The organism is Phyllobacterium sp. LjRoot231 (genome assembly GCF_964253365.1).
Classification (GTDB): Bacteria; Pseudomonadota; Alphaproteobacteria; order Rhizobiales; family Rhizobiaceae; genus Phyllobacterium.
In genome coordinates, this window is the sequence record NZ_CAXUQT020000005.1 from 51,921 (window position 1) to 67,165 (window position 15,245).

Below are 15,245 nucleotides of genomic sequence, written 5' to 3' on the forward strand. Positions count from 1 at the left end.
TTTCGATTCTCAGCTGGATAACTGACCTCAGATCAGAAGGGCGAATCCGGGAAGTAGAATTCCTTGGCATTGTCCTTGGTGACCAAAGTCGCATCGAGGATGTACTTGCCGCGCACCGGAACCTGATCGTAGAAATTGGCGACGGTGAGTTCCATTGCCGTTGCGACCATTGAAGGCGGATAGAGCACGTTGATCGGTGTCATCTTGTCACCATCGGCAACGCGCTTGATCATATCCTTCATGCCGGCGCCGCCAATGACCATCTTGATATCGGTTCGCTTGGCCTGGTTGATGGCTTCGAGTACACCGACAGCCATGTCGTCGTCCTGGCACCATACGGCATCGATCTTGGGAAACTTGGTCAGATAGTCCTGCATGATCTTGAAGGCATCATCGCGCGACCAGTTGCCGAACTGCTTGTCGAGAACCTTGATGCCGCTGCCCGCGATCGCATCGTCAAAGCCCTTCTGGCGCTCTTCATCGATGACGATCGGCAGACCCCGGATAACCGCGACGTCACCGGTCTTCAGTGTGTCTTTGAGATACTCGCCGGCAACGCGACCGAGTTCCGGATTGTTGCCCGCTACATAGAGATCCTGGATCGTCGGATCGGACAGGGCGCGGTCAACCACGGTGACGAAGATACCCTTTTCCTTGACGGCGCGGATCGGATCGGTCAACTCGTCGGAGTTGTGTGGCAGCGTTACCAGAGCATCAATGCCCTGTGTCGTCAGATCCTCGAGCGCATTGGCCTGCGAGGCGCCGTCCGGTGAAGTCTTGATGGTGATCTTCAAGCCCGGATGAGCGGCTTCGAGAAGCTTGGCAGCACGTTCGGCATGATAGACGACGCCGCCTGTCCAGCCGTGGTCTGCCGCCGGAATGGACACGGCGATATTGACCTTCTTGTCCTGGGCGTAGGCGAAAGTCATTGTCGTAGCGAGCGCCGCCGCCCCGACAAGACCGATCAAAAGATTACGCATTTGTCTTCTCCCAATTTTCATTCGGGCCTTGATTGCGGTCGGTGGGTGGCCCTGTTCCCCCGTCCGGTCAGAAGGAGCAGCCTCCCCGCTCCTGCATTTCTCAGTGCCGCGTCACGCCTTCTTCTTCTGCAGCGTACGCTGCACCAGCATCGCGATGATGATGATCGTGCCCTGCACGGCACCAATCAGATACTCGCTGACGATGTTGGAGAGCACCATGATGTTGCCGACGATCTCCAGCATGAAGGCACCGCAGATCGTGCCCCATATGCGGCCGACACCGCCGCGAAGCGCGGTGCCGCCAATGACCACGGCGGTGATCGCCTGCAGTTCCCACAGCATCCCGGTGGTGGTCGTTGCGGCGCCGAGACGTGGGACATAGACCACAACGGCAATCGCCACGCAGATGCCCTGAAGGATATAGGTCATGGCGCGCACGCGGTTGACGTGGATACCGGAATAGCGCGCCACATCCTCGTTCGAACCGACGGCAATCACATGCCGTCCGAACGACGTCTTGTAGAGGATGAACGCACCGAGCAGGCCGACGGCAATGATGAGCCAGACCGGGAATGGCAGCCCAAGGAAAACGCCGGTATAGACCGGGCGGAACATGTTGCGCATGGCAATCGACTTCATCGCGATCGAGCCGCCATCGGCCAGCCAGACGGTGACCGAGCGGAAGATCGCCATGGTGCCGAGTGTGACGATGAAGGGCTCGATCCTGCCGATGGTAATAATAACGCCGTTCAAAAGCCCCGCCAGCGCACCGACGCCGATGGCGACGACGACGCCGGCTGCCAGCATCGCGGTGTCACCGTCAATGGCTGCCGAATTCAGGAACAGGATCATGATACCGGCCACGAGCGCTGCCATCGATCCGACCGACAGGTCGAGCCCGCCGGCCGAGATGACGAAGGTTGCGCCAACTGCGATGATGGCAATGAAGGATGAACGGGTCAGGACGTTGAGCAGATTGTCGATCGACAGGAAGTTCGGGTTGACCAGCGCACCGAGAAGAAACAGCGCGGCAAGGGCGAGGAACGGCGCAACCGCCGTCTTGTCGAGATCCGCCAGCTTGCGGCCATAGCCGCGTGTGTCGGTCAGTGTTTTCGTATCGCTCATGCGTTCCCCGCACTGTAAAGCTCTGCTTCGTTGATTTTGACGCCGGTGGCGTAGACGACGATCTCATCCTCGGTCATCTCGTCACCGGTCACCTCGCCGACAATGCGCGACGAGCGCATGACGAGAATGCGGTGGCAGATGCCGATGAGTTCCTGCATTTCCGAGGAAATGACGATGACCGATTTGCCTGCCTTGGCGAGGTCGGCGATGAATTTGTAGATCTGTTCCTTGGTGCCGATATCGATGCCGCGTGTCGGCTCGTCGATGATGACGATGCTTGGCTCGAGCAGCATCATCTTGGCGAGCAGCAGCTTTTGCTGGTTGCCGCCCGAAAGCTGTCCGGCCAGAAGGTCGCGGCGGCGGGCGCGAATGTCGAAATCGGTGATAGCCTTGTCGAGACTCGCGTCCTCGCGCTTGCGCTCGATGAGCGGACCCTTGGTGAACTTCTCCAGGGTTGCCAGGGTCAGGTTCGTGCGCAGATCCTGCGCGAGCAGAAGGCCTTTGCCCTTGCGATCCTCGCTCAGATAAACGATGCCCGCCGCCATGCTGTCGCGAACCGTATGGAACTTGACCGGCTTGCCATTGAGGCTGACTTCGCCATGCCCCGTACGCAGCCCGACGATCCCTTCAAGGAGTTCGGTGCGGCCCGCACCGATCAGCCCGGCAAAACCAAGAATTTCGCCCTTGCGCAAAGTAAACGTGGCGTCGCGGGCGTAGCCCGGAACATCGAAGTTCTGGACCTCGAGCACGTTCTGATGGCTCGCTGTATCTTCCCGTTCAGGATAAAGCTTCGACATGTCGCGCCCCACCATCAGCCGCGCCATGTCGACGGGCTGCAGCTCCGAGGCCTCGCGTGTGGCGATGAGCTTGCCGTCGCGCAACACCGTGATGCGATCGGCGATGGCTCCCACCTCCGGCAGACGATGTGAGATATAAAGAATGGCAACGCCCTTGTCCCGCAGGTCGCGAATTACTTTCAGCAGCGCTTCGGTTTCGAACGGTGTCAGCGACGCGGTAGGCTCATCGAAGATTACTACGCGATGCGGGACCTGCAGGGCGCGGGCGATCTGGACCAGCTGGCGCCGCGCGATGGAAAGCCGCGAAATTTGTGTCGTCGGATCGATGTCGGCGCCGAGACTTTGTACTGCGGCGGCGGACTGGCGATTCATCTCAGGGTCGTTGACCATAAGCCCGCGTTTCAGTTCGCGGCCCATAAAGATATTTTGCGCGACGGTCAGGTCCGGCGCGAGCAGGATTTCCTGATGTACCAGAACCAGCCCGCGATGTTCCGCGTCGACGGGGCCGGCAAAGCTGACCGGCTCCCCGTCTATCGCGACGGTGCCCCGGGTCGGCTTCAGGTGCCCGCTGAGGAGCTTCATCAGCGTCGACTTGCCCGCGCCGTTTTCGCCGATAATCGCATGCACTTCGCCGGGCCTGATTGTCAGGCTGATGTCGGTCAGCACCTCGACCGGCCCAAACGCCTTGGCTATGCCGCGTGCTTCCAGCACCGGCACTGTCGCAGCCTTTGTGGTTTGGTTGTCGCCCATCACACCTTCGTCCAAACCCCGCCCGCCTTGGACGACTTCACGGCAGCCTCGATGAATTCCATTCCGGCAAGCCCATCCTCAACGGTTGGATAGATGGCATCTTTCGGTGCCTTCTTGCCGGTACGCGCTGCGATAATCGCCTGTGCCGCCTCGGTGTAGATATTGGCAAAGCCCTCAAGGTAGCCTTCAGGATGGCCCGCAGGTACGCGGGTCAGGCGCGCTGCTTCCGGTGATGCGCCTGCGCCGCCGCGGGTCAGCAATTGTTTCGGTTTGCCGAAAGGCGTGTACCAGAGATAGTTGGGGTCGGCCTGCGTCCATTCCAGCCCGCCCTTGGTGCCATAGATGCGCAGCTTCAGGCCGTTCTCATTGCCCGGGGCCACCTGGCTTGCCCAGATCATGCCCTTGGCGCCGCCTTCAAAACGCAGAAGGATCTGCACATCATCATCGAGCACTCTTCCCTCTCCAAAACTGGTGAGTTCAGCGCAGAGTTGCTTGAGCTTGAGGCCTGAAACGAAGCAGGCAAGATTATAGGCGTGCGTGCCGATATCGCCGATGGCGCCGCCTGCGCCCGAGCGCTTCGGGTCGATGCGCCATTCAGCCTGCTTGTTACCTGTGGCTTCGGTCTTCTCGGTCATCCAGTCCTGCGGGTATTCCGCCTGCACGACGCGGATATCGCCGAGCAATCCCCTTGCCACCATGGCGCGTGCCTGCCGCATCATGGGATAACCGGTGTAATTATGGGTGACGACGAAGAGCTTGCCTGTCTTGTTGACCAGAGACACCAGTTCCTTGGCCTCCTTGACGGTAGTGGTCAGCGGCTTGTCGCAGATGACGTGAATGCCAGCTTTCAGGAATGCCTTTGCTGCCGGAGCATGCATATGGTTGGGCGTCACGATGGAAACCGCTTCGATACCATCCGGGCGTTTTGCCTCGGCCTTGGCCATCTCTTCGAACGAGGTATAGGCGCGATCATCGGCAATGCCGATTTCCTTGGCTGAGGCCTTGGCGCGCGCCGGATCGGAAGAAAGCGCGCCGGCAACGAACTCGTATTGATCGTCCACACGAAGGGCGATGCGGTGGACCGCGCCGATGAACGCGCCCTGCCCGCCACCAACCATGCCTATACGGATGCGGCGGCTTGCAGGTTTCTCTTTGGATGCTCCAATAGCCATTGTTCGATCCTCTTACTTCAGGCCAAGAATACGGCGATTGGCCGCGTCATCGGTGCCGGAGCCGGCAAAGTCGTCAAAAGCCCGCTCGGTGACACGGATCATGTGGGCGTCAATGAACTGGGCACCTTCGCGCGCGCCGTCTTCCGGATGTTTCAAAGCGCACTCCCATTCAAGCACTGCCCAGCCATCGAAATCATAGGCGGTCAATTTGGAGAACACCGCACCGAAATCCACCTGTCCGTCGCCGAGCGAGCGGAAACGGCCAGCGCGATTGACCCAGGACTGGAATCCGCCGTAAACGCCCTGCCGTCCAGTCGGGTTGAACTCCGCATCCTTGACGTGGAAGGCTTTGATCCGCCCGTGGTAGATGTCGATGTAATCGAGATAGTCGAGCTGCTGCAGTACGAAGTGAGAGGGGTCATAGAGAAGATTGGCACGGGGGTGGTTCTTCACACGCTCCAGGAACATCTCGTAGGTAATGCCGTCATGCAGGTCTTCGCCCGGATGAATTTCATAGGCGGCATCGACGCCCTGCTCATCGAAATAGTTCAGGATTGGCGTCCAGCGTTTTGCGAGCTCATCGAAAGCCGCTTCGACCAGACCTGCCGGACGCTGCGGGAAAGGATAAAGGAACGGCCAGGCAAGCGCCCCGGAGAATGTCGGTATGGCTTTCAGGCCGAGGTGTTTTGAAGCGCGCGCGGCACGCTTGAGCTGATCCACTGCCCACTCTTGCCGGGCTTTCGGATTGCCATGCACTTCCGGCACGGCGAACCCGTCCATCAACTCGTCATAGACCGGATGAACCGCAACGAGCTGTCCCTGAAGGTGGGTTGCGAGTTCTGTGATGGTCAAGCCATGCGATGCGGCGACACCGGCGATCTCATCGCAGTAATCCTTCGAATCGGAAGCCTTCTTCAGATCAATGAGGCGTCCATCCCAAGCTGGAATCTGGATGCCCTTATAGCCAAGCCCTGCCGCCCATCCGCACATTGCGTCGAGCGAGTTGAATGGCGCTGTATCGCCCGCAAACTGCGCGAGAAAAATGGCCGGACCCTTGATCGTTTTCATGTCTAACCTCCAATTCCATGTGCTGTCTCGTCAGGGCATGTTGTCCCTAAGGAAGATATCGATGCGGATATGCTCCTGCCCGGGAACGATCGGACGTCCCTCGCGCAAGGCAGTCAGGATGCGCGCCGTGCTGCGCGCCATGTGACCGGCATCCTGGTTGATGAGGGCGTCGACGGTGCCGCGCACCAGATGACGCCGGGTCGACGGCGTCAGTTCATGCGCGACGAAAATCACGTCGGACACGCGGTTCGTGGCTTCGAGCGCGGCGATCACACCGGCCTGCCCGCCGCCGGCATTGTAGATGGCGACGAGGTCCGGGTGATCCCGCAGGAGGGAGCGGCTGACCGCCTCAACCCGTGCATTCTCGTCGCGTGCTTCGCGCACAGGCAGGACTTCAAGGTTGGGATATTCGCGCGAAATGATCTGCTCGAAGCCGAACTGGCGCTCGATGTGGTCACGCAATGCGAGCGAGCCGGCGATCATGCCGACCTTGCCCTTGCGCGGACCAACGAAGCGGCCAATCAGCGAGGCTGCGGTACGCCCGGCGGCGAAATTGTCGATGCCGACATAATGCGCACGGCGCGAATTCGGGACGTCCGATACGAGAGTGAGCACGACCACGCCTGCATCGGCGAGCGCGTTGATCGCTTCGGTGACAGCCGGATGATCGAGCGCAACCACAGCGACGCCATCGATGCCGGACGGGAGCCTTTCCAGGGCCGCCGCCAGTGCTTCGCCGTCAAAGGTATCGACATGCTGGATCGACAGGCGCACGCGCTCTTGCAATTGCCGCTCGCGCGTGGCGCGGAATTCGGCGGCAAGACTCTGCATGAACTCATTTTCGCCGGTCGGCAGGATGATGCGGAAATCATAGTCGCGTCCGCGGGCGAGACGGGATGCATGCGGATCTGGCAGGAAGCCAAGCTGTTTGATGGCGGCGTTGACGCGTTCGATGGTGCGCGCATGCACACCAATCCTCCCGTTCACGACACGATCAACCGTTGCGAGACTGACGCCGGCTTCTCGGGCGACGTCTTCGAGCGTCATCTTCCCCACGAGAATTCTCCTCCGCCTAAAGTCTTAGATCAGCCAAATGAGGTGTGCAACTCTTTTTGAGTGGTTCTGATGGGAAATTTTGAATTACGTCTCACGTGCGGGCGGGCGAAGCGACTAGTGATGCTGCTGGCGGGGCGAACGTTGCGTTTGTGGCAGAACGAAGCCAGGAAATGAAACACGAGCATTCAAATAACTGCATCCGCGATTACCGGCTTTTCAGTTTTGAAAAATTGAGATTATCTATCCACTGTATCCAGGGGTGCAGATATGATTACAGCAACGGAATTGCGTTCAACCGACAATCGTTCGCGATCGCGCTTTTGGAATCCGGGATAGTGCCCTCGTCGCCTGCCTTCACGGTGTTGCTGGTCGAAGACGATGTTCTGATCCGTATGAACACCGCCGAGTTGTTGAAAGAACTCGGCTACGATGTCCTTGAAGCATCAAATGCCGCGGAAGCGCTGAAGGCGTTAAAAGATCAGACGATCGACGTTCTGTTCACCGACCTCACCTTGCCGGGCATGTCCGGTGCTGATCTGGCAATCGAGGCGCATCATATGCAGCCTTCCCTGGATATTATTTTTGCGACGGGCAACGACACTGCGCCGGAGATGCCCGAGGGCATCAATCCGATCCTGTTGCGAAAACCCTACGGCACCGGCGCGATCATCACGGCACTAAGCGCTGCCCGGGATGTGAGCTAATCAACCACTAGAAGCCAAGAAACGCAGCTGTATCGCTATCAATCGGTATGCCGTCACGCAGACGCTGTTGCTCCACTGTCCATTCGCGATCGCCCGGTGCCATGACGTGGCCACCCTCCACGGCGGGAACAGCCCGTAGCGAATCGAGATAGGCGCGCATGCCCGCGGCGAAAATATTTACCCCGGCAAAGCGGGCAGGATCGATAGCCAGAAAGAAATGGCCCATATTGCGCGGCGTTGATATGTCGTCGCTGTGGACCATCGGGATAAAATCAGGGTCGAGCGTCGTGCCCGTCAATATGGCAGACAGCAGTGTGGCCACCCCGGCCAGTGCAGCGCCCTTGAAACCATAACCCTCTCCACCAAGTGGCAGGAGCATCTGTGCGATATTCGCGTCGCGGGTAGGTGCACCTGCCAAGTCCGCCGCAACGCCTTCAGGCAGTTCCTTGCCGAGCGAACGGTAGAGCAGAACGCGGTTGAGCGGGATAGACGATGTTGCCATATCCAATAGCCACGGTTTTCCTCCAGCGACGGGTGCAGCGAAGGCCAGCGGGTTGGTTCCGTGAAAAGGTTTGGCGCCGTCAAAAAGCGTCACGACTGAATCGGTATTGGTGGTAGCGAAGCCAATCATGCCAGCTTCGGCAATAGCGAGAGCATAGGCTCCTGCAGCGCCAAAATGCGAAGAACGAATGGCGCCAACGGCACCAGTGCCGCTTTCTCGCGCGATCTCGATGGCGACGGCTGCGGCGCGATATGAGGTCAAATGGCCAAGGCCATTATCGCCGTCGACCATGGCGGTTCCGGGTCCGGTACGGTGGCAGGAGACGGCAGCATGCGGATTTACGCGTCCGCCGCGAAGCACCCGGCAATAATGCGTTATCAACCGCGCACCGTGGCTGTCGATGCCGAGGCGGGATGCATGCATCAGCGCGTTTGTCGTCGCTACAGCTCCCTCTTCTTCGACACCTTCCGCGGCAAGCGCGGCCCGAATACGGTCCGCAAGCTCATCCGCCTTAGCCAGAATTTCCGCCATCTGCTTGACCATCCCCATAAATATCTAGGTGTTTGGAACGCCAATATATGATATCTCAGATATAAGTTCGACTGGAGGTGTTTTGTGACGCTGACGCTTGCGAGAGGTCCTTCACTGACGGAACAGGCGGCCGCGCATATTCGCAGTCGCATTGTACACGGAACCTTTCAATGTGGAGAACCCTTGTCGGAACTGGCACTGGCTCAGGAACTTGGCGTCAGCAAGACGCCAGTGCGTGAGGCACTTCTCGAATTGAAGCGCCAGGGGCTTGTCGAGATCCACCCCCAGCGCGGTACCTTCGTCTTTGAGATGAGTTCCGGCCAGGTGGTTCAACTCGCCGAGACGCGTTCCATACTCGAGCTCGCTGCCCTGCGTCTGGCCATAGATCGCAATCGGGATGCCCTGCGTCGCCGTTGGGCGGAACTTGTCGCGGACATGGACGTGGCGATGGCAAATGGAAATACCGAGGATTATCGCGTTCTCGACGGGGTGTTTCATCAGACAATATTCGACCTCGCCGAAAATCAGTTCCTGTCCGAGACCTTCGCCGTTATCGCGTTTCGCATCCAGGCCTTGCGCAACCGGCTTTCACTCAATCCTGCGCTTAATGAAAAGTCGCTTGGAGAGCACAAGCGCCTTCTTGAGCTGGTTACGAAGGGCGACACCGAGAAGGTGGAGGAATTGTTAGCCTGGCATATTGAATGGACACGCTCTTGTTATATTGAATTACTCGAGATGCCTGCAGCAGATAACAGAGCAACCCGCAATAACGAGCGGCGACTGAAGGCCGGGAAACGATAGCCGCCGCTTACGGGCGGCATGAAAAGAATGACAGATCGGCGCGGGAGGGCCAAATCATGGGAGCGGGACTGGACTTTCTTTCGTCTGATGATGAACGGTTCGCTTCGTTTTTTCAGGCTGGTGCCAGGCTGGAACGGATCGCGACCGGCTTTGTCTGGGCCGAGGGACCGGTCTGGATCAACGAAACGCACGAACTGCGCTTTTCTGACATTCCCAACAACCGGATGATGTCATGGTCACAGGATAAAGGCTTGCGGGTGTTCAGGCAGCCATCGCAACGCACCAATGGCAATACGCTTGACCGGACCGGCGCGATGATATCCTGCGAACATGGCGGGCGCTGTATCAGCCGCACAGGCAAGGATGGCAGCTATGAGGTCCTCGCGACGCACTGGAATGGCAAGCGCCTGAATTCTCCCAATGATGTGGTGGTCAAATCCGATGGCTCCATCTGGTTCACAGATCCGCCTTACGGCATCATTTCCGATCATGAAGGCATTCGCGCGCCAAGTGAGATCGGCATCAATCAAGTCTACCGGATCGATCCGGAGACGCATCATGTGGAGGTGGTGGCCGATGATTTCGACCGGCCAAACGGTCTCGCCTTCTCCCCTGACGAAACAGTGCTCTATATCGCGGATTCCGGCCGCGCTCGCGGCCATGGCTTCGGCTTTGACGATACACGTCCGCATAATGTGCGCGCTCTCGACGTGGTCGACGGGCGCAAACTGGGAAAAAGCCGAGTGGTTGCGGATATAGACATGGTGCCGGACGGCTTGCGTGTCGACATCGAGGGTCTGTTGTGGATATCCGCTGAGGACGGTGTCCACTGCTATACGCCTGAAGGAACCAGGCTTGGCCGGATTCTCGTGCCCGAGGTTGTCGCCAATCTCACTTTTGGGGGGCCAGAGAAATCGCGGATCTTCATCGCCGCCACAAGCTCGATTTATGCGCTGGAGACAACGCGACGAGGTGTGCAGACTCCGTAAAGCTGTAAGAAGACAACAATATTTAACAAGGAGGAGGAACCGAAATGAAAATGACATTCAAATATCTGCTGGCTGCTACAGCCGCCAGTCTGGCGATGACAATATCCGCCTATGCGGCAGGGCCTGAAATCGTCAAAGGCCCGAGCAAGGACGCGGAATGCTTCAAGCCGCTGACCGCAGAAACGAAGTTTTTCCAGTGGCCCAAAAAGGAAGGCCCTTACCGGATCGCGCTTGCCAATGGCTTCATCGGCAATACCTGGCGCATCCAGATGATCCAGACAGCCAAGGCCTATGCTGCTTTGCCTGAAGTGAAGGCGAAGCTCAAGGAATTCAAGGTGGTCTCGACTGGCGATGACGTCGCTGCACAGATCGCTGCGGTCGATAACTTCATCAACTCCGGCTACGATGCCATCGTCGTCAATGCGCAGAACCCGACGGCATTCAAGCCGGTCATCAAGCGTGCCAATGCCGCAGGCGTCATCCTGGTGGCCTTCGACAACACATTGGACACCGATGAGGCAATCAATGTGAATGTCGACCAAAAAGGGCTTGGCGAATTGTGGGGCAACTGGCTGGTCAAGAATGTGCCTGGCAATAAAGGCAAGCTGCTCGAAGTGCGCGGTGTTACCGGAACCTCGGTCGATCGCGATCGTCATGAAGGCATTCAGGAAGTCCTGAAAAAGTCCGGCGGCAAGTGGGAATCCGTGGAAGTCGTTGGCCGCTGGGACGACGGCACCGCGCAGAAGGTTGTGGCTGACGCCATCGCCGTGCACAAGCACTTCGATGGGGTCTCCGTTCAGGGTGGCTCGACCGGAACTGTGCGTGCCATGATCGACGCGAAACACCCCTTCGTTCCGGTGGGCGGTGAAACAGAGAATGGTTTCCGCAAGCTCTGCGCGGAATATTCCAAGGATGGACTGAAATGCACCTCTGCCGGTACTGGCCCTGCGCAGGTCGCCGTTGCCATCAAGACGGCGATTGCCGCACTTGAAGGAGAGGTCGTCCCGCAATCGATCTCGCTGCCCCTGTCCATCGTCGAAGATCCGAATTTCAAGGACGGCGACAGTTTCTACTCCAAAGAAACCGACAACTTCTTCGTTGGCAATTCCTTCCCGACCTGCGGCATCAACTTCAGTGCACAGGAAATCATGGGCCAGACCAAAGCTGATCAGTAAATCTGCAATGCCGGGGCGCAAATGTGCGCCCCGGTTCTCTTTGGGAGGGGTTTCGTGTCGGACGCTGCACCAATTCTGGAAATGAAACATGTCTCGAAACGCTATGGCGGTATCGCTGCGCTGAACGAGGTGGATTTCGTCGCCTACCCAGGCGAGATTCATGCGATTCTTGGCGAGAACGGTGCCGGCAAATCAACGCTTATCAAGATTGCGGCTGGTGTGACCGATCCGAGCGATGGCGAGGTCTTCGTCGAAGGCCAACGCGTGAATTTTCGCAATCCGACAGAAGCGATGGCGGCAGGGGTCGTCTGTGTGTTTCAGGAATTGTCGCTCCTGCCCGATATGACCGTTGCGGATAATCTTTCCATTGTCTCGCCGCCTCTTCGCGCCGGGTTGATCGATGGCCGAGCACAGCGGGAGCGGGCACGTGAACTTCTGGCGTCGATCGGCTGTGAGGATGTGCATCCGCTCGAACTCGTGCGTGACCTGCCGCTCTCGCGACGTCAAATGGTGGAGATCGCCAAGGCTCTGGCAAAAAAGCCGAAGCTGCTCATTCTGGACGAGGCGACCTCGGCACTTACTGCCGCCGATGTCGAACGTGTCTACGCGATCATCCGCAAACTGCGCTCCGAAGGCATCGGTATTCTCTACGTTTCGCACCGGATGCATGAAATCGAGGCTCTCGCCGATTGCGCCACCGTCTTTCGCAATGGAAGGCGGATCGAGACCTTCCAAAAGGGGGAACGTTCAGTAAGCGCCATCGTCCAGATGATGATCGGCCGCGAACTGACCCATCACTATCCCGACAAGCCAGCACCGAAGCCCGCGGAACCGGTGGCACTTTCTGCCAAGAACCTTTCCTGGGGCCAGCAATTGCGCGACATCTCACTTGATATTCGCAAAGGCGAAATCGTCGGACTGGGAGGATTGGACGGTCAGGGACAGCGTTCCCTGCTGCTGGCGCTTTTCGGTGTGCTGAAAGGTGTTTCCGGCACGGTCGAAGTAATGGGCAAACCGCACCGTCTTTCGGGACCCCGTTCAGCGATGCGGGCTTCGCTACCAATGGCGCTCATTCCCGAAGATCGAAAGACCGAAGGCCTGATGCTGCCGATGAATATTCGCGACAACATCAGTCTGGCTTCGTTGTCGCGGTTCCAGAAGGGACTGCGGTTCGATGGAAGCAAAGAACACACCGCTGTCGAAAGGATAATCGACAGCCTGAAGATCAAGATTTCCGATCTTGCCGCCGCAGTCTCCACCCTGTCGGGCGGCAACCAGCAGAAGGTCGTGCTGGCTAAATGGTTGATGACTGATCCCGGCATCATCCTTCTCAATGACCCCACACGCGGTATCGATGTAGGCACCAAACAGGAGGTGTATCAGCTGCTTCGGGACCTTGCGGATAAAGGAGTGGCGGTACTTTTCTATTCCACAGACTATGCAGAACTGATCGGCTGCTGTGACCGCGTTCTCGTCATGTATAACGGCAGCATCGCACGGGAACTGAAGGGTCAGCACCTCAACGAGCGCACCATCATCGAGACGGCACTGAATGTCGACGACAAGGAACAGGCGGCATGAACGATCTTCGCCATCGTATCCATCACAATGGCGGGCTGCTCGCCGCTATCGGTCTCTTCATCGTGATGTTCATCATTTATATCAGCAATCATCCCGTCGGCCTGACTGCGGCAGTGGCAACAACAGCGTCCAACAAGGCGGTTCTGCTTGCGCTGGTCGCTATGGCGCAGACCTTGCCGGTGCTGACGCGCGGTCTCGATCTTTCGGTGGGAATGGTCTTTATCCTCGCCAATTGTCTGGCGTCGGTCCTCGTGGTCGGCACGATCGGCGAAGGTTTCCTCGGCATCGCCATTGTGCTGGGTGCGGGCGCGCTCGCAGGGTTCATCAACGGGGCAATTATCGTCTGGGGCCGGCTTCAGCCAATCATCACGACGCTGGCGACTGGCGCTGTATATTACGGTATCGCGCTCTACGTCCGTCCCGGTCCCGGCGGCGACGTACAATCTGATATTGCCGACTTTGCCACGGGTCAGCTGTTCGGTGTCGTACCCACGGCTTTGGTCGTTCTCCTTATGATCGTCCTCATCGTCTGGCTGCCCTATCGCAATTCGGTGCTTGGCCGTGCGGCCTATGCCGTGGGGTCGAACGAACAGGCCGCCTATATGTCCGGCGTTCCCGTGCAGCGGGCGAAGCTCTTGGCCTATACGCTTGCAGGGTTCCTCGCTGCCATTGGCGGGCTGATGCTGACCTTCAACACCTATTCCGGCGAGGCTTCGGCTCCGATCGCCGGAACCTATACGCTCAACTCCATCGCGGCAGTGGTGATCGGCGGAACGTCGCTGTTTGGCGGCTGGGGCTCGGCTATTGGATCGATCTTCGGCGCGTTCGTGCTTCGCACCATCGAGGATCTGCTGTTCGTCTTCGATCTCGACCCGCTGTGGCAGCCGCTGTTCCAGGGGGTCGTTCTGCTTGCGGCCGTCAGCCTCGGCGCCCTGCGTGTCCTGCGAATCCGCAACCGTCTGGAGCTTTTCGCATGAGCGAGTCGAAACTCCCGGTCGGCGCCATACCCACCCTTCGGTTTTCACTTGACCGTTCGCTGATCATCGCATTCTCCTGCATCATTCTCATGCTGCTTGGCGGGGCGCTCTATTCCCGCGAATTCCTCTCACCTGAATATCTGCTGCAACAACTGCAGATCAGTGCCTTCCTCGGCATTATCGCCTCGGGCGCAATGATGGTCATCCTGATCGGCCATATCGACCTGTCGATCCCCTGGACGGTGACACTCGGCGCGATGATGGCGACGGCCGTTGCCGGCTGGTATGGCGAGGCCGGCAATCTTTTCGCCATCCCGATCGGGGTACTTTGCGGCGCGATGGTCGGGTTGCTGAATGGGCTCGGGGTGGCCTATTTGCGGTTGCCCTCGATGATTTTTACGCTTGGCATGAACGCCGTGGTGCAAGGGCTGATGGTGTTGCACACGGGTGGCTTTGCGCCGCAGGACCATGCTACCGATGCGATGCATTTCCTGGCTGTTGGCCGGCCGATTTTCGGTATCCCGAATGCACTGCTCATATGGGTTGTCGTTGGCGCGTTCACGATCTTTCTTTTGACCCGTACGGCATTCGGACGCCGCGTCTATGCGGTGGGCAACCGCGAGGCTGCAGCCTATCTCTCCGGCGTGAACACCAATGCGGTCATTATATGGTGCTTTGTCTTGTCGGGTGCCGCCGCCGCCTTTGCCGGAGTGCTACTTGCGGGCTATTCAACCAAGGCCTATCAGGCGATGGGCGATCCCTATTTGCTCCCGGCCATCGCTGCCGTTGTCCTCGGTGGTACCAATATTCTCGGCGGGCGCGGCAATTACCTCGGCACGATCGCCGGCGTCGTCCTCATCACCCTGCTGCAATCGATCCTCGCCGTGATGCAGATGCCGGAAGCCGGCCGGCAGATCATTTACGGCGTGGTTATCCTCGGGATGCTGCTCGCGTACGGACGCGGGGAGATTGATCGAAAATAGCTGCAGGCGCTGGACAAGCTTTCCCCAAGGGTCAATGCTAAGGGGGAATCGGGA

14 protein-coding genes are annotated in these 15,245 nt (G+C 58.6%); 7 read left to right on the forward strand and 7 right to left on the reverse strand.

What is annotated here, in order from left to right; genetic code table 11:
- Nucleotides 1–32: 32 nt before the first annotated feature.
- The 6 genes from ACSQ3H_RS31105 to ACSQ3H_RS31130 all read right to left on the reverse strand — a co-directional run bounded on the left by ACSQ3H_RS31105 (nucleotide 33) and on the right by ACSQ3H_RS31130 (nucleotide 6,939).
- Nucleotides 33–980 carry a substrate-binding domain-containing protein gene (locus ACSQ3H_RS31105; RefSeq protein WP_436120891.1) on the reverse strand — a complete coding sequence of 316 codons (948 nt, stop codon included), beginning with the start codon at nucleotides 978–980 and terminating at the stop codon, nucleotides 33–35.
- 111 nt (nucleotides 981–1,091) lie between these two features.
- A complete protein-coding gene (locus tag ACSQ3H_RS31110) occupies nucleotides 1,092–2,105 on the reverse strand; it encodes an ABC transporter permease (RefSeq protein ID WP_436120892.1) in 1,014 nt (337 codons plus the stop codon).
- A complete protein-coding gene (locus ACSQ3H_RS31115) occupies nucleotides 2,102–3,652 on the reverse strand; it encodes a sugar ABC transporter ATP-binding protein (RefSeq protein WP_436120893.1) in 1,551 nt (516 codons plus the stop codon). The genes ACSQ3H_RS31110 and ACSQ3H_RS31115 overlap by 4 nt, the downstream gene beginning before the upstream one ends.
- Complete coding sequence (locus ACSQ3H_RS31120; protein WP_436120894.1) at nucleotides 3,652–4,824, reverse strand: Gfo/Idh/MocA family protein; 1,173 nt, start codon at nucleotides 4,822–4,824, stop codon at nucleotides 3,652–3,654. Before ACSQ3H_RS31120 ends, ACSQ3H_RS31115 begins: the two co-directional genes overlap by 1 nt.
- Nucleotides 4,825–4,836: 12 nt before the next feature.
- Entirely contained in the window at nucleotides 4,837–5,892 is a 1,056-nt protein-coding gene (locus ACSQ3H_RS31125) for a sugar phosphate isomerase/epimerase family protein (protein ID WP_436120895.1), read from the reverse strand.
- Nucleotides 5,893–5,922: 30 nt separating this feature from the next.
- Nucleotides 5,923–6,939, reverse strand: coding sequence for a LacI family DNA-binding transcriptional regulator (locus ACSQ3H_RS31130; protein WP_436121107.1), 1,017 nt, complete (start codon nucleotides 6,937–6,939; stop codon nucleotides 5,923–5,925).
- Between the two features lie 104 nt (nucleotides 6,940–7,043).
- Here ACSQ3H_RS31130 and ACSQ3H_RS31135 point away from each other — a divergent pair, with 104 nt between their 5' ends.
- Nucleotides 7,044–7,652, forward strand: coding sequence for a response regulator (locus ACSQ3H_RS31135; protein ID WP_436120896.1), 609 nt, complete (start codon nucleotides 7,044–7,046; stop codon nucleotides 7,650–7,652).
- A 7-nt stretch (nucleotides 7,653–7,659) separates the two neighbouring features.
- Here ACSQ3H_RS31135 and ACSQ3H_RS31140 read toward each other — a convergent pair whose 3' ends face one another.
- Complete coding sequence (locus ACSQ3H_RS31140) at nucleotides 7,660–8,685, reverse strand: Ldh family oxidoreductase (RefSeq protein ID WP_436120897.1); 1,026 nt, start codon at nucleotides 8,683–8,685, stop codon at nucleotides 7,660–7,662.
- A gap of 84 nt (nucleotides 8,686–8,769) precedes the next feature.
- On the opposite strand from ACSQ3H_RS31140, the gene ACSQ3H_RS31145 reads away from it, so the two are divergent.
- Genes ACSQ3H_RS31145 through ACSQ3H_RS31170 form a run of 6 tightly spaced genes read left to right on the forward strand, consistent with a single transcriptional unit; the run spans nucleotide 8,770 to nucleotide 15,191 of the window.
- On the forward strand, nucleotides 8,770–9,486 hold the full coding sequence (locus tag ACSQ3H_RS31145; protein WP_436120898.1) for a GntR family transcriptional regulator: 717 nt from the start codon (nucleotides 8,770–8,772) through the stop codon (nucleotides 9,484–9,486).
- Between the two features lie 56 nt (nucleotides 9,487–9,542).
- Nucleotides 9,543–10,475 carry an SMP-30/gluconolactonase/LRE family protein gene (locus ACSQ3H_RS31150; protein WP_436120899.1) on the forward strand — a complete coding sequence of 311 codons (933 nt, stop codon included), beginning with the start codon at nucleotides 9,543–9,545 and terminating at the stop codon, nucleotides 10,473–10,475.
- A 50-nt stretch (nucleotides 10,476–10,525) separates the two neighbouring features.
- Nucleotides 10,526–11,650: a sugar ABC transporter substrate-binding protein gene (locus ACSQ3H_RS31155; RefSeq protein WP_436121108.1), complete on the forward strand. Its 1,125-nt coding sequence runs from the start codon at nucleotides 10,526–10,528 to the stop codon at nucleotides 11,648–11,650.
- 54 nt (nucleotides 11,651–11,704) lie between these two features.
- On the forward strand, nucleotides 11,705–13,231 hold the full coding sequence (locus tag ACSQ3H_RS31160; RefSeq protein ID WP_436120900.1) for a sugar ABC transporter ATP-binding protein: 1,527 nt from the start codon (nucleotides 11,705–11,707) through the stop codon (nucleotides 13,229–13,231).
- A complete protein-coding gene (locus tag ACSQ3H_RS31165; protein WP_436120901.1) occupies nucleotides 13,228–14,208 on the forward strand; it encodes an ABC transporter permease in 981 nt (326 codons plus the stop codon). Before ACSQ3H_RS31160 ends, ACSQ3H_RS31165 begins: the two co-directional genes overlap by 4 nt.
- On the forward strand, nucleotides 14,205–15,191 hold the full coding sequence (locus ACSQ3H_RS31170; RefSeq protein WP_436120902.1) for an ABC transporter permease: 987 nt from the start codon (nucleotides 14,205–14,207) through the stop codon (nucleotides 15,189–15,191). The genes ACSQ3H_RS31165 and ACSQ3H_RS31170 overlap by 4 nt, the downstream gene beginning before the upstream one ends.
- Nucleotides 15,192–15,245: the final 54 nt, after the last annotated feature.

Excerpts from the sequence above, each read along its gene's own strand:
- ACSQ3H_RS31105 (WP_436120891.1), bottom strand. The coding sequence starts at position 980 with ATGCGTAATCTTTTGATCGGTCTTGTCGGGGCGGCGGCGCTCGCTACG.
- ACSQ3H_RS31110 (WP_436120892.1), bottom strand. The coding sequence starts at position 2,105 with ATGAGCGATACGAAAACACTGACCGACACACGCGGCTATGGCCGCAAG.
- ACSQ3H_RS31115 (WP_436120893.1), bottom strand. The coding sequence starts at position 3,652 with ATGGGCGACAACCAAACCACAAAGGCTGCGACAGTGCCGGTGCTGGAA.
- ACSQ3H_RS31120 (WP_436120894.1), bottom strand. The coding sequence starts at position 4,824 with ATGGCTATTGGAGCATCCAAAGAGAAACCTGCAAGCCGCCGCATCCGT.
- ACSQ3H_RS31125 (WP_436120895.1), bottom strand. The coding sequence starts at position 5,892 with ATGAAAACGATCAAGGGTCCGGCCATTTTTCTCGCGCAGTTTGCGGGC.
- ACSQ3H_RS31130 (WP_436121107.1), bottom strand. The coding sequence starts at position 6,939 with ATGACGCTCGAAGACGTCGCCCGAGAAGCCGGCGTCAGTCTCGCAACG.
- ACSQ3H_RS31140 (WP_436120897.1), bottom strand. The coding sequence starts at position 8,685 with ATGGCGGAAATTCTGGCTAAGGCGGATGAGCTTGCGGACCGTATTCGG.
- ACSQ3H_RS31150 (WP_436120899.1), top strand. The coding sequence starts at position 9,543 with ATGGGAGCGGGACTGGACTTTCTTTCGTCTGATGATGAACGGTTCGCT.
- ACSQ3H_RS31155 (WP_436121108.1), top strand. The coding sequence starts at position 10,526 with ATGACATTCAAATATCTGCTGGCTGCTACAGCCGCCAGTCTGGCGATG.
- ACSQ3H_RS31165 (WP_436120901.1), top strand. The coding sequence starts at position 13,228 with ATGAACGATCTTCGCCATCGTATCCATCACAATGGCGGGCTGCTCGCC.
- ACSQ3H_RS31170 (WP_436120902.1), top strand. The coding sequence starts at position 14,205 with ATGAGCGAGTCGAAACTCCCGGTCGGCGCCATACCCACCCTTCGGTTT.